Source organism: Desertibaculum subflavum (assembly GCA_003576705.1).
GTDB classification, from domain to species: domain Bacteria; phylum Pseudomonadota; class Alphaproteobacteria; order Ferrovibrionales; family Ferrovibrionaceae; genus Desertibaculum; species Desertibaculum subflavum.
Window position 1 is genome coordinate 12,626 of record QOZS01000063.1, and the last position, 16,842, is coordinate 29,467.

The 16,842-nt window shown below is 67.4% G+C and carries 13 protein-coding genes and 2 tRNA genes; 10 read left to right on the forward strand and 5 right to left on the reverse strand.

Annotation, left to right across the window (positions count from 1 at the left end; translation table 11 throughout):
* Positions 1 to 25: 25 nt before the first annotated feature.
* The 4 genes from cimA to DT074_RS23985 all read right to left on the reverse strand — a co-directional run bounded on the left by cimA (position 26) and on the right by DT074_RS23985 (position 6,183).
* The gene (gene cimA / locus DT074_RS23970; RefSeq protein ID WP_119422409.1) at positions 26 to 1,651 is read right to left on the reverse strand and encodes a citramalate synthase; all 1,626 of its coding nucleotides are present in this window, start codon (positions 1,649 to 1,651) and stop codon (positions 26 to 28) included.
* Positions 1,648 to 3,186: a cysteine--tRNA ligase gene (cysS, locus tag DT074_RS23975; protein ID WP_119422397.1), complete on the reverse strand. Its 1,539-nt coding sequence runs from the start codon at positions 3,184 to 3,186 to the stop codon at positions 1,648 to 1,650. The genes cimA and cysS overlap by 4 nt, the downstream gene beginning before the upstream one ends.
* 353 nt (positions 3,187 to 3,539) lie before the next feature.
* Positions 3,540 to 5,195, reverse strand: a complete 1,656-nt coding sequence (locus DT074_RS23980) for an NAD+ synthase (RefSeq protein WP_119422398.1) — start codon at positions 5,193 to 5,195, stop codon at positions 3,540 to 3,542.
* A 76-nt stretch (positions 5,196 to 5,271) separates the two neighbouring features.
* Entirely contained in the window at positions 5,272 to 6,183 is a 912-nt protein-coding gene (locus DT074_RS23985) for a LysR family transcriptional regulator (RefSeq protein WP_119422399.1), read from the reverse strand.
* Positions 6,184 to 6,306: 123 nt separating this feature from the next.
* Between DT074_RS23985 and DT074_RS23990 the strand changes: the two genes are divergently transcribed.
* The 6 genes from DT074_RS23990 to DT074_RS24015 all read left to right on the forward strand — a co-directional run bounded on the left by DT074_RS23990 (position 6,307) and on the right by DT074_RS24015 (position 13,055).
* Positions 6,307 to 6,612, forward strand: a complete 306-nt coding sequence (locus DT074_RS23990) for a monooxygenase (RefSeq protein WP_119422410.1) — start codon at positions 6,307 to 6,309, stop codon at positions 6,610 to 6,612.
* Between the two features lie 23 nt (positions 6,613 to 6,635).
* Complete coding sequence (locus DT074_RS23995; protein ID WP_162915170.1) at positions 6,636 to 6,923, forward strand: antibiotic biosynthesis monooxygenase family protein; 288 nt, start codon at positions 6,636 to 6,638, stop codon at positions 6,921 to 6,923.
* A gap of 102 nt (positions 6,924 to 7,025) precedes the next feature.
* The gene (locus DT074_RS24000; protein ID WP_119422401.1) at positions 7,026 to 8,027 is read left to right on the forward strand and encodes an NADP-dependent oxidoreductase; all 1,002 of its coding nucleotides are present in this window, start codon (positions 7,026 to 7,028) and stop codon (positions 8,025 to 8,027) included.
* A 343-nt stretch (positions 8,028 to 8,370) separates the two neighbouring features.
* Positions 8,371 to 10,599, forward strand: coding sequence for a methyl-accepting chemotaxis protein (locus DT074_RS24005; protein WP_119422402.1), 2,229 nt, complete (start codon positions 8,371 to 8,373; stop codon positions 10,597 to 10,599).
* A gap of 80 nt (positions 10,600 to 10,679) precedes the next feature.
* Positions 10,680 to 10,754, forward strand: a tRNA-Thr gene (locus tag DT074_RS24010).
* Positions 10,755 to 10,961: 207 nt separating this feature from the next.
* Positions 10,962 to 13,055, forward strand: a complete 2,094-nt coding sequence (locus tag DT074_RS24015; protein WP_119422403.1) for a sodium-translocating pyrophosphatase — start codon at positions 10,962 to 10,964, stop codon at positions 13,053 to 13,055.
* Positions 13,056 to 13,324: 269 nt separating this feature from the next.
* On the opposite strand, the gene DT074_RS24020 is transcribed toward DT074_RS24015, so the two are convergent.
* Positions 13,325 to 13,762 (reverse strand): outer membrane protein assembly factor BamE, encoded by a 438-nt coding sequence (locus tag DT074_RS24020; RefSeq protein ID WP_119422404.1) that lies wholly within the window; start codon positions 13,760 to 13,762, stop codon positions 13,325 to 13,327.
* A gap of 113 nt (positions 13,763 to 13,875) precedes the next feature.
* On the opposite strand from DT074_RS24020, the gene DT074_RS24025 reads away from it, so the two are divergent.
* The 4 genes from DT074_RS24025 (at position 13,876) to DT074_RS24040 (ending at position 16,436) form a co-directional block, all read left to right on the forward strand.
* The gene (locus DT074_RS24025; RefSeq protein ID WP_119422405.1) at positions 13,876 to 14,412 is read left to right on the forward strand and encodes a ubiquinol-cytochrome C chaperone family protein; all 537 of its coding nucleotides are present in this window, start codon (positions 13,876 to 13,878) and stop codon (positions 14,410 to 14,412) included.
* Between the two features lie 10 nt (positions 14,413 to 14,422).
* A complete protein-coding gene (locus DT074_RS24030; protein ID WP_119422406.1) occupies positions 14,423 to 15,394 on the forward strand; it encodes a UbiA prenyltransferase family protein in 972 nt (323 codons plus the stop codon).
* Positions 15,391 to 16,263: a class I SAM-dependent methyltransferase gene (locus tag DT074_RS24035; protein ID WP_119422407.1), complete on the forward strand. Its 873-nt coding sequence runs from the start codon at positions 15,391 to 15,393 to the stop codon at positions 16,261 to 16,263. The genes DT074_RS24030 and DT074_RS24035 overlap by 4 nt, the downstream gene beginning before the upstream one ends.
* Positions 16,264 to 16,359: 96 nt before the next feature.
* Positions 16,360 to 16,436: transfer RNA gene (locus tag DT074_RS24040), tRNA-Arg, on the forward strand.
* Positions 16,437 to 16,842: the final 406 nt, after the last annotated feature.

A 16,842-nucleotide genomic window follows, 5' to 3' on the forward strand; every position in this document is an offset into this window, starting at 1 on the left:
CTCTGCCTGCTCAACAGGCGGAGGGCTATGCCCGTGCGCGCTGGCTCCCCTTCGCGGCGGGGGCGCCTTCGCGGTGCAGCTTGTAGATGATGCTGTCGTAGAGCGCCTCGAAGGAGGCGTTGACGATGTTGGCGTCGACGCCGACGGTGAACCAGCGGTTCCCCTTGGCGTCGGCGCTCTCGATCAGCACGCGGGTCACCGCCTCGGTGCCGCTGGTCAGGATACGCACCTTGAAGTCGACCAGGCGGAGATCGGCGAGATAGCTTGAATAGCGGCCGAGATCCTTGCGCAAAGCCTGGTCGAGCGCGTTGACCGGGCCGTTGCCTTCGGCGACCGACATCAGAAGCTCGCCGTCGACCATCACCTTGACCACCGCTTCGGACACGACGGTGTCATGGCCTTTGGCGTTGATGCGGCGCTCCGCCATGGCGCGGAAGCTGACCACGTCGAAATAATCCTTGATCAGGCCGAGCGAACGACGCGCCATCAGCTCGAAGGAGGCATCGGCGCCGTCGAAGGAATAGCCCTCGAATTCGCGCTGCTTCACGTCTTCCAGCAGGCGGGCGACGCGGGGATCGGCCGGCGACAGCTCGATCCCGGCATCGCGGAGCCGCACCAGAAGGTTGGAGCGCCCGGCCTGGTCGGAGACCAGGATCTTGCGGGCATTGCCGACCGCTTCGGGATCGACATGCTCGTAGGTCTTCGGGTCCTTCTCCACCGCGGAGACATGCAGCCCGCCCTTGTGGGCGAAGGCATTGGCGCCGACATAGGCCGCATGCCGGTTCGGCGCGCGGTTCAACAGCTCGTCGAGCAGGCGCGAGATGCCGGTCAGCTGCTTCAGGCGCTCGGCATCGATGCCGCAATCGAACCGCTCGGCATATTGCGGCTTCAGCACCAGGCTCGGGATCAGCGAGATCAGGTTTGCGTTGCCGCAGCGCTCGCCCAGGCCGTTGATCGTGCCCTGCACTTGGCGCACGCCGGCTCGGATGGCGGCGAGCGAATTCGCCACCGCGTTCTCGGTGTCGTTATGGGTGTGGATGCCGAGGCGGGCGCCCGGGATCGACTTCACCACGTCGCCGACGATCTTCTCCACCTCGTCCGGCAGGGTGCCGCCATTGGTGTCGCACAGCACGATCCAGCGCGCGCCGGATTCGGCAGCCGCCTCCAGGCACTGGATGGCGTAAGACGGATTGGCCTTGAAGCCGTCGAAGAAATGCTCGGCATCCATCATCGCCTCGCGCCCGCGCGCGACCGAGGCGGCGACGGAATCGCGGATCAGCTCGAGATTCTCCTCGTTCGAGATGCCGAGCGCGACATCGACATGGAAATCCCAGGTCTTGGCGACCAGGCAGTTGGCCGGCACCTTGGCCTCCAGGATCGGCGCGAGACCCGGATCGTTGGAGGCACTGCGGCCCGGCCGTTTGGTCATGCCGAAAGCGACGAGCTTCGCCCGGGCGAGCTTGGGCGGCGCGCCGAAGAAGGCCGTGTCGGTCGGGTTGGCGCCCGGCCAGCCGCCTTCCACATAGTCGACGCCGAAGCGGTCGAGCGCGGTCGCGATCGCCATCTTGTCCTCGACCGAGAAGTCGACGCCCTGCGTCTGCGCGCCGTCCCGGAGCGTGGTGTCGAACAGATAGATCCGCTCGCGGCTCATGCCCGCCTCCATTCCGTCTTGCCGCCCGGACGGTCCTCCAGGACGATGCCCGCCGCCTTCAGCTCGTCGCGGATGCGATCCGCCTCGGCGAAGTTCCTCGCCTTCTTGGCGGCGTTGCGCGCCTCGATCTGAGCATTGATATCGATGGAACTAGTCACGACGGGTGAGACTACGCCGCGGACGATGGGGGTGATCGTCGCCATTGCTCCTTGGAACCAATGAAGCGGGTCGTTCTGAAGTATTCCGAGCAGCGCACCGCCATGAAGCATCATGTTCTTACGGATCAACAGCTCCATTAGTGGCTTACCTAGAGCTTCGTTCGAGGCAATCACCGCTTCGATGTCTGCCCTACGAAGCACTTTTTGCCCGCTCTCCGTTAGTCGTTCGATATCAGCCTCCAGACGCGGGATAAGGCGATGTGCCTGGCGAGCCATCGTGTGAAGGCCTGCGATCGCTCGCGGGGTATTTAGATCGTCATCCAGCGGAGGAACAATTTGAACGGACCACACTTGGCCAGTGTTGGCAGGATCGTTCGGATCCAAGACTTCAAACGAACGCATCGCCTTCAGCGCGCCATAGAATCGGTCCAGATCCGCCTTTGCTTCTGCAATGCCGTGGTCAGTCCAATCCAACGGTTGGCGGTAGTGCGTCTTCAGCATTGCGAGACGCAGGGCCTCGCCGGGCGCTTTCTCAAGCTCCTCCCGCACGGTGCGGAAGTTGCCGAGCGATTTCGACATCTTCTCGTCCTCGACGGTGAGGAAGCCGTTATGCACCCAGTAGCGCACGAACGGCGCGGCATTGGCGCAGACGGATTGCGCGAGCTCGTTCTCGTGGTGCGGAAACACCAGATCGCGCCCGCCACCATGGATGTCGAAGGTCACGCCGAGATATTTCTTCGACATGGCGGAGCATTCGATGTGCCAGCCCGGCCGGCCGCGGCCCCAGGGGCTGTCCCAGCCCGGCAGATCGGCATCGGAGGGCTTCCACAGCACGAAGTCGCGCGGGTCGCGCTTGAACGGCGCCACCTCGACGCGGGCGCCGGCGATCAGCTCGTCCTGATTGTGGCGCGAGAGCCGGCCGTATTCGGCGAAGCTCGGCACGTGGAACAGCACATGGCCTTCCGCCGCATAGGCATGGCCCTTGGCGATCAGGGTCTCGATCATCGCGATCATCTCCGCGATGGTCTGGGTCGCCCGGGGCTCCTCGTCCGGCGGCAACGCGCCGAGCGCCGCCATGTCGTCGTGATAGGCCTTGGCCGTGCGCGCCGTGATCACGTCGATCGCCACGCCCTCGGCCTTGGCCGCCGCGTTGATCTTGTCGTCCACGTCGGTGATGTTGCGGACATAGGTCACGCGCTTGAATCGCCGCTTGAGCAGGCGGTACAGCACGTCGAACACGATCACCGGCCGCGCATTGCCGATATGGGCGAGGTCGTAGACCGTCGGGCCGCAGACATACATGCCCACATGGTCGGGGTTGAGCGGCACGAAGGCTTCCTTCGTGCGAGAGAGCGTGTTGTAGAGATAGAGGGTCATCTGGGACGTCCGACGGTCAGGTTAGCGCCAAGCCCGGAAACGGGCTCAGGCGCCGATAATGAGGGCAGGGCAAATCCGGGTGCCGGCGGTACAGAGGGCCTGCCCCTGCCGCCCGATCCGCCCGGAAATGGCCGACCAGCCGTTCGTCACGTCACGTCTCCCGCGGGCCCAGAGCCCGCGCGGGCCGATGCCTAGCAGATAAACCTTTCCAGGTCCATTCCGAGGGCGCCGCAGAAAGCTTAGACACGGAGGACGCAGGGGACACGGAGGCATGCGGAGGAGTTCTTGGCGCAAAGCGCCTTTCGCCCCTCCCCATGTGCCTCCGCGTCCTCCGTGCTCTCCGTGTTGAAAGGCTAGTCGCGGAAGGCGTTGACGATGGGGTAGCGGCGGTCGCGGCCGAACTGCTTGCGGGTGATCTTGACGCCCGGCGCGGCCTGGCGGCGCTTGTATTCGGCGAGATAGAGCAGCCGCTCGATCTTCTTCACGTCCTCGCGCTTGAAGCCCTTGGCCACGATCTCGTCGACCGGCAGCTCGCGCTCGACCAGGCATTCCAGGATGGCGTCGAGCTCGCCATAGGGCAGCAGGCTGTCCTCGTCGCGCTGGTCGGGGCGGAGTTCGGCCGAGGGCGGCTTGTCGATCACCCGCTCCGGCATCACCCGGCCGGCGGGGCCGAGCGCGCCCGGCGGATGGTGCTGGTTGCGCCAGCGCGACAGCTCGAACACCGTCGTCTTGTAGAGATCCTTCAGCGCGTTGAAGCCGCCGCACATATCGCCGTAGAGCGTGGCGTAGCCGACCGAGTTCTCCGACTTGTTGCCGGTGGTCAGCACCATGTGGCCGAACTTGTTGGAGACCGCCATCAGGGTCAGGCCGCGCATGCGCGACTGGATGTTCTCTTCCGTGATGTCGGGCTTCTTGCCGTCGAAGATCGGCGCCAGGCCCCGGTTCACCGCCTCGACCGGATCGCCGATCGCCACCACGTCGTAACGGATGCCCAGCAGGTCGGCGACCGCCTTGGCGTCCTCCAGGCTCTCCGGGCTGGTGTAACGATAGGGCAGCATGATGGCCCAGACCTTGTCGGGGCCGAGCGCGTCGGCGGCCACCGCGGCGGTCAGCGCGCTGTCGATGCCGCCGGACAGGCCGAGCACGACGCCCGGGAAGCGGTTCTTCCGCACATAGTCGCCGAGGCCGAGCATCATCGCGCGGTAGATGCCTTCGTTGCGCGCCGGCGGGGCGACGCGCTCGGCCGGCGCGCAGCGCCAGCCGTCGCCGGTGCGCGTCCAGTCGGTGACCGTGAGCGCGCTCTCATAGGCCGGCAGCTGCACGGCAAGCGAGCGATCGGCATTGAGCACGAAGGACGCGCCGTCGAATACCAGCTCGTCCTGCCCGCCGACCTGGTTGACATAGGCGAGCGGCAGGCCGGTCTCGACCACGCGGGCGACGGCGAGATTGGAACGCTCGTCCGGCTTGTCGAGCTCGTAGGGCGAGCCGTTCGGCACCAGCAGGATCTCGGCTCCGGTCTCCTGCAGGCATTCGACGACGTCGGGCGTCCAGATGTCCTCGCAGATCGGCACCCCGAGGCGCATGCCGCGGAACACGATCGGGCCCGGCATCGGGCCGGGAACGAAGACGCGCTTCTCGTCGAACACGCCGTAATTCGGCAGATCGTGCTTCAGCCGGGCGCCGACAACGGCGCCGCCGTCCAGCAGCACGGCGGCGTTGTAGACCTTGCCCTGCTCGACCCAGGGCGTGCCGACGATCAGGCCCGGCCCGCCATCGGCGGTCTCGGCCGCGAGCTTCTCCACCGCGGCGCGGCAGCGCTGCTGCAGGCTCGGCTTCAGCACCAGGTCTTCCGGCGGGTAGCCTGAGATCACCAGCTCGGGGAAGACGACGAGGTCGGCGCCCTGCCCGGCCGCCGCGGCACGGTTGCGGCGGACCAGCTCGGCATTGCCTTCCACATCGCCGACCGTGGGATTCACCTGGGCCAGCGCGATACGCAGACGATCGGTCATGTTGGCTTCTTAGCGCGGCGGCGGGTCCGGCGGAAGCGCACCGACGCGCGACCGTGCCATGCCGCGGGCGAGGACGTCAGGGCGACCAGGGATCCGCATCCGGCTGGCCGCCGATCCGCTCAGCCAGAAAGTCCAGGAATACCCGGGTGCGGACGGGCAGGAACTGGCGATGCGGATAGAGCGCGAATATGCCGAGCGCGCCGGTATCGTAATCAGGGAACAGCGAGATCAACGCGCCCGATCTGAGATCGCCGCCGCATACGAAGGTGGGCAGCCAGCTGATGCCGGCGCCCTCGCATGCGGCCCGCCGCAGGGCCTCCGAACTGGTCGAGATAAGACGGCTCTCGATCCGCACTTTGCTCGTCGTACCGTACCTGGCGAAGGGCCACTCGCTCCACAAGGTGGGCAAGCCGAAAGTGAGGCAGGCGTGGCTGGCGATCGCCTCCGGCGCCGTTGGCCGGCCGCTGCGGGCGAGATAGGCAGGGCTCGCAACCACGTGGAAGCGCGATGTCGCAAGCCTGCGTCCGATCAGCCCCGTGTCGAGCGACCGCGCGATGCGGATCGCGACGTCATAGCCCTCCTGCACCAGGTCAACCACGCGATTGGTGAAGTCGAGCGCGAGCGTGACGTCGGGATAGCGCTGCATGAACGGCGTGACCAAGGGCGCCAGATGCGCGTTGCCGAACTCGACCGGCGCGGTTACCCGAAGCGTGCCCTTCGGGGCGCGCGTTGCGGCACCGGCAATGCTCTCGGCCTCCTCGATGCCGGCGAGCAGCGCAAGACAGCGCTCCAGATAGTCCTGCCCGGCATCGGTCGGCCGGACCTGCCGCGTGGTGCGGTTGAGCAGGCGTGCGCCGACGCGATCCTCCAGATGGGCGATGTGCTTGGTCACCATCGCCGGCGAGATATTGAGGCTGCGCGCCGCGGCGGCAAAGCCGCCGAGCTCAACCACGCGGGCAAAGGTCCGCATGCTCTCGAGCGTGTCCATGGATCGATTGTTTACTCAGGATAGGAAGTGCATTCACGATTTGCCGAATTCTCCGTCCGGCGGATCGAGCATATCTGAACGGCCACCGAAGCCGACATCCCGTCGGCCGTGGAGACGGAGAGCATGACAACCACCCTGGTGCAATTCGACTTCCCGTTCGCCGGCCCCTGGGGGCCCGGCATGGAAGCTGCCTGCCGCGACCTTGCCCGCGACATCGCGGCCGAGCCGGGCCTGATCTGGAAATTGTGGGGCGAGAACGAAGCGGCCCGACGCGCCAGTGGCGTCTACCTGTTTGCCGAGGCAGCAGCGGCCGAGCGCTACGTGGAGAAGCACGCCGCGCGGCTGGCTGCCTTCGGCGTCGCGCAGCCGGTGATCGGGCGGTTCACCGTGCATGCGCCGCTCTCACGCCTCACCCGAGCACCGCTCTGAAACCCGAAAAAGGGGAAATGGCCATGTACACGACCCTCGCCGAAGTGAGCATCGGCGACCTCGCGACCTTCATCTCGGTCTTCGCGACGCGCGGCGCCGGCATGCGGCGCAAGCACGGCAGCCACGGCGCCGAAGTGCTCGGCGCCGCCGAGGACCCGAACCGCGTCTATGTGCTGATCGACTGGGAGAGTCGCGAGCATTTCGAGCGCTTCCGCGCCGATCCCGATGTCCCGCCGACCATGAAGTCCGGCGGCGCCACGGCCCCGCCCCGCTTCACGCCGCTGACCCGCGTCGGCAGCTTCCCGGCCTGACCGGTGCCCCGGCTCGCGGTCGCGAGCCGGGGCCTTTGCTCTGCGCCGGGCGCCCTATATGGAAGGGACGCGCCATATCGCGCGGTCTTGGAGGGACGTTCCATGGCGGAGAAGAACCAACGCATCGTGCTGGCGAGCCGGCCGCAGGGCTGGGTGAGCGAAGAGAATTTCCGCCTGGAAGAGGCGCCGGTGCCGGAGCCGAAGGATGGCGAGGCGCTGGTGCGCAACCATTACATGTCGCTCGATCCGTATATGCGCGGACGGATGAACGCTTCCAAGTCCTATTCCGCCTCGGTCGAGATCGGCCAGACCATGGTCGGCGGCACGGTCGGCGAGGTGGTGAAGAGCAACGATCCGTCCCTCAAGCCCGGCGACAAGGTGGTGGGCCAGCTCGGCTGGCAGCTCTACGGCACCGGCCCGGCCAAAGCCTTCATGAAGGTCGATACCGGCCGCGTGCCGCTTTCGGCCTATCTCGGCCCGGTCGGCATGCCGGGCGTCACCGCCTGGATCGGCACCTACGACATCTGCCAGCCGAAGGCCGGCGAAACTCTGGTGGTGAATGCCGCCTCCGGCGCGGTCGGCGGCGTGGTCGGCCAGCTCGCCAAGATGAAGGGCGCCCGCGTGGTCGGCATCGCCGGCGGCGCCGCCAAGGTGAAGCATGTGGTTGACGATCTCGGCTTCGATGCCTGCGTCGACTACCGCGCGGCCTCGTTCCGCGACGACTTCAAGGCGGCCACGCCGAAGGGCGTCGACTGCCTGTTCGAGAATGTCGGCGGCGAGGTGATGGAGACCGTGGTGGCGCGCTTCAACCCGTTCGCCCGCATGGCGCTGTGCGGCCTGGTCTCGCAATACAACGAGACCGAGCCGCAGGGGCTGAAGACCTTGTTCTCCATCCTGGTCAACCGGGTGACGATGCGCGGCTTCATCGTTTCCGACCACATGGAGAAATGGCCGCAGGCCCTGGCCGAGCTCGGGGCAGGCGTCGCAACGGGCAAGATCAAATATCGCGAGACGGTGGCCGAGGGCCTTGCCAATGCACCGAAAGCCTTCATCGGCATGCTGAAAGGCCAGAATCTGGGCAAGCAGCTGGTCAGGCTCGCCTGACCGCGACGACCGGCGGTTGCCTTTCCGGCAACCGCCACCAAATATTCGGCAGTTTCGGGTTATAGAAGTTCGTCACATTTGCTTCCCCTCCTCTACAGGTTAGTACCCTTACAAAAAACATTTGATCGCTTTGCCAAAGAAAAACGGCCCAATGCTTTGGTGCTGAGCAGTCAAATTCAAAGTTACTTTACGTTCGTCGAGAATTGTTCTCCCCGGAGCGCGAGGGCCGTGTCACGGCCTCGTAGAGGGGGACCACCTCGTTGCCTGTCGCCCGGGCGGATCGCGATCGCACGCGACCGCCCGGGCCCGCGCAACGGCGTGCGTCCGCAGGAGGAGAACCGACATGCTTGGCGTTTTCACGCGCAAGGGCGGCAGCGATGCCGTGCTGAAATCTCTCGACAAGTCGCAGGCGATCATCGAGTTCAAGCCCGACGGCACCATCATCACGGCGAACCGCAATTTCCTCGACGCGATGGGCTATGCCCTGGCCGAGATCAAAGGCCGGCACCACAGCCTGTTCGTCGAGCCGGGCCATGAGAAGACCGCGGCCTATCGCGAGTTCTGGACCGGGCTGGCGCGCGGCCAGTTCCAGTCGGCCGAATACAAGCGCCTGGCCAAGGGCGGGCGCGAGGTCTGGATCCAGGCCACCTACAACCCGGTGAAGGATGTCACCGGCAAGGTCAGCAAGGTGGTGAAGTTCGCCACCGACATCACCGAGCAGAAGCTGCGGAGCGCCGATTACGAGGGCCAGGTCGCCGCGCTCGGCAAGTCGCAGGCGGTGATCGAATTCGATCTCGAAGGCCGGATCCTCTGGGCCAACGACAACTTCCTGGCCGCGATGGGCTACACGCTCGCCGAGGTCCAGGGCCAGCATCACAGCATCTTCGTCGAGCCGTCCTATGCCCGCAGCGACGAGTACCGCCGCTTCTGGGAAGCGCTGGGCCAGGGCGAGTTCATGGCCGCCGAGTACAAGCGGGTCGGCAAGGGCGGGCGCGAGGTCTGGATCCAGGCCTCCTACAACCCGATCTTCGATCCGAGCGGCCGGCCGTTCAAGGTGGTGAAATTCGCCACCGATATCACGGACCAGAAGCTGCGCAGCGCCAATTACGAAGGCCAGGTCGCCGCGCTCGGCAAGTCGCAGGCGGTGATCGAGTTCAAGATGGACGGCACCATCATCACCGCCAACGAGAACTTCCTGGCGACCATGGGCTATTCGCTCGACGAGATCCGCGGCAAGCATCACAGCATGTTCGCCGAGCCGGACTACGCCAAGAGCGAGGAATACCGTCGCTTCTGGCAGGCGCTGGGCCGCGGCGAGTACCAGTCCGCGGAATACAAGCGCCTCGGCAAGGGCGGCCGCGAAGTGTGGATCCAGGCCTCGTACAACCCGATCCTCGATCCGAGCGGCCGGCCGTTCAAGGTGGTGAAGTTCGCCACCGACATCAGCGAGCAGAAGCTGCGCAATGCGAGCTATGAGGGCCAGATCGCGGCGCTCGGCAAGTCGCAGGCGGTGATCGAATTCAATCTCGACGGCACCATCATCACCGCCAACGAGAACTTCCTGCAGGCGATGGGCTACTCGCTGGCCGAGATCCAGGGCAAGCATCACAGCATGTTCGTCGAGCCGGCCTTCGGCCGCAGCGACGAATACCGCCGCTTCTGGGAAGCGCTCGGCCGCGGCGAATATCAGGCGGCGGAATACAAGCGCCTCGCCAAGGGCGGCCGCGAGGTGTGGATCCAGGCCTCCTACAACCCGATCCTCGACCCGAGCGGCCGGCCGTTCAAGGTGGTGAAGTTCGCCACCGACATCACCCGCCAAGTGCTGCACCGGATCGAATCCGAGAAGGTCGGCAGGCAAGTCGACAAGGGCCTGGAGAACATCGTCGACACCATCGACGGCGCGAACCAGCGCACCGCCGCCGCTGCCTCGGCCTCGGCGCAGACCACGGCGACGGTGCAGAGCATCGCCGCGGCGATCGAGCAGTTCGACGCCTCGACCAAGGAGATCGCCCAGAGCATGTCGATGTCGCGCACGGCGGTCGACAAGGCGATGACCGAGACGCAGGCGGCCGACGAATCCACCCAGGCGATGAACAAGGCGGCCGAGGCGATGAACAGCATCGTCGAGCTGATTCAGCGCATCGCCAGCCAGATCAACCTGCTGGCGCTGAACGCGACGATCGAATCGGCGCGCGCGGGCGAGGCCGGCAAGGGCTTCGCCGTGGTGGCGACGGAGGTGAAGAACCTGGCCGGTCAGGTCGCCGCGGCGATCAGTCAGATTTCCGGCGAGATAACCAACGTGCAGTCGGTCTCGCAGGACGTGGTGACCCGGCTGCAGCAGATCCAGAGCGCCGTGCAGCAGGTGCAGACCAGCGTCACCGGCGTCGCCAGCGCGGTGGAGGAGCAGAGTGCCGCGACGCGCGACATCACCGCCAACATGCAGTCCGCGGCGACGGCGGTCGGCGAGATCGACCAGAGCCTGAAGGACATCGCCGCCTCGGTGCAGTCGGCCAACGGCTTTGCCCGGCAGGGTCAGGAGATGTACCGCTCGCTGCAGCAGCAGGCGGCATAGTCACGCGGCCGGCGCGTACGATCTGCCGCGCCGGCCGCAACCCTTGCGGGGCGGCGGCACCCAGGCTAAGCCGGGCGCATGCCGGGTTAGCACAGGGGTAGTGCAACCGCCTTGTAAGCGGTAGGTCGGGGGTTCAAATCCCTCACCCGGCACCAGCCCTTACCTGTCCCGCCCGGCCTGTCGAAAGTCGCGATCGCATGCCGGCCAAGCGTTTGTTCGCCTTGCCTCATTTGTGGCCCTCTGGCATAAGCCCCCCGCATTTCCACCACCGGGAATCGACCGGCGGCCGGGGGCGGCGCACGCCGCGTGGCCCGGGCCCGCATCGGCCGCAAAAGACGAAGCGACGCAAGGGGTTCCAAGCAATGACCTATATCTGGTTCGCCATCGCCTGCGGGGTGCTGGCGCTGCTCTATGGCATCTGGGCCTCGCGCTCGGTGCTGGCGGCCTCGCCCGGCAACCAGCGCATGCAGGAGATCGCTGCCGCCATTCAGGAAGGCGCCTCGGCCTATCTGAACCGCCAGTACACCACGATCGGCATCGTCGGCGCCGTGGTGTTCGTCATCCTGCTGGTCACGCTTGGGCCTAAGGTCGGGATCGGCTTCCTGATCGGCGCCGTGCTGTCGGGCGCCGCCGGCTATATCGGCATGAACGTCTCGGTGCGCGCCAACGTACGGACGGCCGAGGGCGCCCGCCAGGGCATGTCCTACGCGCTCGGCATTGCCTTCCGTGCCGGCGCGGTCACCGGCATGCTGGTGGTCGGCCTCGCGCTCCTCGGCGTCGCGGTCTACTACTGGATCCTGATCGGCCCGCTGCAGGCGAGCCCGCGCGACGTGGTCGACGCGCTGGTCGCGCTGTCGTTCGGTGCCTCGTTGATCTCCATCTTCGCCCGTCTCGGCGGCGGCATCTTCACCAAGGGCGCCGATGTCGGCGCCGACCTGGTCGGCAAGGTCGAGGCCGGCATCCCGGAAGATGATCCACGCAATCCCGGCGTGATCGCCGACAACGTGGGCGACAATGTCGGCGATTGCGCCGGCATGGCCGCCGACCTGTTCGAGACCTACGCGGTGACCACGGTCGCGACCATGGTGCTGGCCTCGATCTTCTTCACCGGCGAGCTGGCCTTCAACGCGATGGCCTATCCGCTGGTGATCGGCGGCGCCTGCATCATCACCTCGGTGATCGGCACCTTCTTCGTGCGCCTCGGCGCCAGCCAGAACATCATGGGCGCGCTCTACAAGGGCCTGATCGTCACCGGCGTGCTGTCGGCGATCGTGCTGTGGCCGATCACCGACTGGGTGCTCGGCATGGGCACGCAGATGACGGTGGGCGGCAAGACCTTCACCGGCGCGAACCTGTTCTGGTGCGGCATCGTCGGCCTGCTGGTCACCGCCGGCCTGGTCTGGATCACCGAGTACTACACCGGCACCAGCTATCGCCCGGTGAAGAGCGTGGCGCTGTCCTCGGTCACCGGCCACGGCACCAACGTGATCCAGGGTCTGGCGATCAGCATGGAAGCGACGGCAGTGCCGGCGCTGATCATCTGCGCCGGCATCATCGTCACCTACATCATGGCCGGCCTGTTCGGCATCGCCATCGCGGTGACCACCATGCTGGCGCTGGCCGGCATGGTCGTCGCCCTCGATGCCTACGGCCCGGTGACCGACAATGCCGGCGGCATCGCCGAGATGAGCGACCTGCCGAAGGAGGTCCGCAAGACCACCGACGCGCTGGACGCGGTCGGCAACACCACCAAGGCGGTGACCAAGGGCTACGCGATCGGCTCCGCCGGTCTCGGCGCGCTGGTGCTGTTCGCGGCCTATACCTCGGACCTCGACTACTTCGCGGCCCAGGGCAAGATCGCGGCGGGCGCCATCGATTTCAGCCTGAAAAACCCCTATGTGATCGTCGGCCTGCTGATCGGCGGCCTGCTGCCCTATCTGTTCGGTGCCATGGGCATGACCGCGGTCGGCCGTGCCGCCGGCTCGGTGGTGATCGAGGTGCGCCGGCAATTCAAGGAGATCCCCGGCATCATGGAGGGCACGGCGAAGCCGGATTACGGCCGCGCCGTCGACCTGCTGACCAAGGCGGCGATCAAGGAGATGATCATCCCCTCGCTGCTGCCGGTGCTGTCGCCGATCGTGCTGTACTTCGTCATCTACGCCATTGCCGGCCAGGCCCATGCCTTCGCCGCGCTCGGCGCGATGCTGATGGGTGTGATCGTCACCGGCCTGTTCGTCGCCATCTCGATGACGGCGGGCGGGGGTGCCTGGGACAACGCCAAGAAGTACATCGAGGACGGCCATCACGGCGGCAAGGGTTCCGACGCGCACAAGGCGGCGGTGACCGGCGACACCGTGGGTGATCCCTACAAGGACACCGCGGGCCCCGCGGTGAACCCGATGATCAAGATCACCAACATCGTGGCACTGCTGCTGCTCGCGGTCATCGCGCACTGAGCCGCGGAAGCCAAGACGAACGCGACGGAGGGCCGGGGCAACCCGGCCCTCTTCGTTTGCGGCTCAGGCCGCGCCGGCGAATTCCCGCTTGCGCGCGGCCGCCCAATCCGGCGCGAGCTTCGGGAACAGCACGCCCGGCGCGCCGATGGAACCGGAGGCCTTGGGTGCGACGCTCACTCGCGCGACAAAGCCGCGCGCTCAACCCCTCCGGCTGGACTCCTGCTGGTCGGGCCGGCGCATTCGGATGCCGCGGCGGATCGGGGTCATGGCTATTTGTTGAACTTGCCGAGATTGCCGAGGAACTGCTCGACCACGGTCAACTCCTTGCCCTTGGTCGGGGTGATGCGCTCGACCGGCTCGACCGGCTTGCCGTCCTTCAGGCCGATCTGGCGCACCTCGGCGACCTTGCCCTCCTTGAAGTCGATCGCCACCACGCGCTGGTCGACGGTCTCCTCGGCCAGCCAGGCGACCTGGCTGGTCTCGCGCGCGATGTAGTACCAGGTGATGCCGGCCTCGCCGAAGGTCGAGATCGAGGAGGGCGAGCCGAGCAGCACGCGCACCTCGTCCGGCCCCTGCGCGCCGGGCTTGACCTGGGCGAGCTGGTCCGCATCGGTCTTATGGCCGCGGAATTCCTCGCGCGCCGCGCAGGCGGCGAGCAGCAGGATGGCGGCACCGAGCCAGATCAGGCGACCTTGACCGCGAAACATTGCGTGCTAAAGCCCTCAAGTTACGGCCGTCAAACTGGGTTCCCGATGGCCGGCTGTCAACCGGCCCGGCGGCCCTGGCCGCCCGGCCCGCAATCCGTGGGAGTATTGGTTGCATGCGTCTGGCCTGGCCGTTCCGCCGCGACGTGACGCGCGACCACGCCCACGGCCTCTATGTCGCGCTGAGCCGGCAGGCGCGGGAGCCGGCCTTTTATGTCGCCGGCGCCACCCCGGATACCCTGGCCGGGCGGTTCGAGCTGGTCCTGCTGCATGCGATCCTGGTGGTGCGCCGCCTGAACCGGGCGGGCCCGCAGGGCCAAGCCCTGGCCCAGGTGCTGTTCGACGTACTGTTCGACGACATGGACCAGGCGCTGCGGGAGATGGGCATCGCCGATCTCTCGGTCGCCAAGCGGGTCAAGCGGCTGGCCGCCGCATTCTACGGCCGCGCCAAGGCCTACGAGGCGGCGCTGGACCGGGGACCGGAGGCCCTGGCGGATGCATTGGAGCGCAACCTGTTCGCGAGCGCGGCGGTGACCGGGGAGGCGCTGTCGTATTTCGTCGGCTATGTCGCGGCAGCCGAGCAAAGCCTCGCGGCGCAGCCCGACGCGGCTCTGCTCGCCGGCGAGCTCCGGTTTCCGCCGCCGCCGGCTTAGTCGCGGGCGGATGAGCGCCTCGCCAACCTCAGCGGCGGAGCCGCCAAGGGCCGCGACATGGCGCGACCGCGTCGCCATCGCGCGACCCGACCATTGGGTCAAGAACGTCTTCGTGCTGCCGGGCGCCGCGCTGGCCTACGGCCTGGCGCCCGGGCTGCCGCTCGCGGAGGCTCTGTTTCGCGTCGCCGCCGGCACGGTCGCGGTCTGCCTTCTCGCCTCGGCCAACTACACGATCAACGAGTGGCTGGATGCCGAGTTCGACCGCCATCACCCGGCCAAGCACGGCCGCCCGGCGGCCTCGGGCCGGCTCTCGGCGCGGGCCATCCTCCTGCAATGGATCGCGCTCGCCGCGACCGGCCTCGCGATCGGCGCCTGGATCGGCCATTTCTTCCTGGCCTTCGCCGCCGCGCTGCTGGTCATGGGCGTCGTCTACAACATGCGGCCGCTGCGCACCAAGGACCGGCCCTATCTCGACGTGCTGAGCGAATCGATAAACAATCCTCTCCGCTTCATGCTGGGATGGGCGGCGGTGGTCGACAACGTGGTGCCGCCCTCCTCCATCCTGATCGCCTATTGGATGGGCGGCGCCTATCTGATGGCGGTGAAGCGCTATTCGGAATACCGCTTCATCGGCGATGCCGCGCGCGCCGCGCGCTATCGGCGGTCGTTCCGGTCCTACGACGAGCAGTCGCTGCTGCTCTCGGCGCTGTTCTATGCGCTGACCAGCGCGCTCTGCCTCGGCGTGTTCCTGATCAAGTACCGGATCGAGCTGATCCTCTCGATTCCGTTCCTGGCCCTCCTGTTCGTCTGGTACCTGAAGATCGGCATGCGGCCCGATTCGGCCGCGCAGAGGCCGGAGGCGCTCTACCGTGAGCGCGGCTTCGTGCTCTACGTGCTCGCCATCGGGCTGCTGTTCACGCTGCTCATGCTGGTCGACATTCCGGGTCTGGCTCCCCTCGCCGAATACCGCGTGCTGCGGTGAGCGCGGTCGGCAGCTGCTGGCTCTGCGGCTCGACCGATCTTGCGCTGGCCTGGCGCGGCGACCTGCCGCCCACGCTCGGGCCCGGGGCCTTCCGCATCACCGATGCCGCCTATGGCCGCACCGCCGACGTCTACGATTGCCGCGCCTGCGGCTTCCGCCAGGCGCGCGGCGTCGACAGGGTGCTCGCTCTCTACGAGGCGATGGACGATCCCGACTACGAGGCCACAAGGGCGCCGCGCCGCTTGCAGGCCGAACGATTGCTGAAGGTGCTGCGGCGGCATCGGCGCGACGGCCGCCTGCTCGATATCGGCGCCGGCAGCGGCATCCTGGTCGAGGCCGCGCGGGCGATGGGCTTCGACGCCGAAGGCATCGAGCCCTCGCGCGCTTTGCAGGCCGAGGCCGTTGCGCGCGGCCTGCCGGTGCATCGGGGCGTCCTGCCGCATCCCGGCGCTGCCGGCCGCTACGATGCGGCGACGGTGGTCGACGTGATCGAGCACGTGCCGGACCCGGTCGGCCTGATGCGGGACGTGCGCGAGGTTCTGGCGCCGGGCGGGCTCTGCCTGGTGGTCACGCCCGATCTCGGCTCGCTGGCCGCCCGCCTGCTCGGCCGCCGCTGGTGGCACTACCGCATCGCCCATATCGGCTATTTCGACCGCGCCACCCTGGCGCGGGCGCTGCTCGCCGCCGGCTTCGAGGTGATATGGGCGGGCCGGCCGACCTGGCAGCTTCCGGCGGGCTACCTCGCGCGCCGGGCGCTGACCTATCTGCCGGGCGGCACGCGGGTGCCGGTGCCGGGCTGGCTCGACCGCGTCGCCCTGCCGCTCAATCTGTTCGATTCCCTGCTCTTCCTGGCCCGGCGGCGGGCCTGAGGCCCGTCTTGCATCAGCGATAGGTTGCGGCTAGGTTCCGCCCTCCCCGGCCGGCCGCCCAGGCCTTCCGGGTGCCTGGAGCACGCTTCGGGCCGCGCGCCGGTAGCTCAGTTGGATAGAGCACCAGACTACGAATCTGGGGGTCGGGAGTTCGAATCTTCCCCGGCGCGCCATTCGAACCATCTCACCACCTATTCGAGGTCCGCGCCCAGGACGCGCGGCGCTTCTGTTCCCTTCCGTCGTCGTAGCCAGGCTTGACCCGGGTACCCACGCGGGGGCGGCGGCAACGGCGGGCGCGGCATTCCTGTTCCCCACTTCGTCTTGCCCGGGCTTGACCCGGGCACGGCGCGTCTGTTCCTCCACTTCGTCATGCCCGGGCTTGACCCGGGCATCCGCGGCTCTCCGCGGCGCTGCGGCTGCCGCGTGGGTGGCCGGGTCAAGCCCGGCCACGACGGAAAGGTGCGGCGCTTCTGTTCCGCGGCGCTTCTGTTCCGCGGCGCTTCTGTTCCGCGGCGCTTCTGTTCCGCGGCGCTTCTGTTCCGCGGCGCTTCTGTTCCGCGGCGCTTCTGTTCCGCGGCG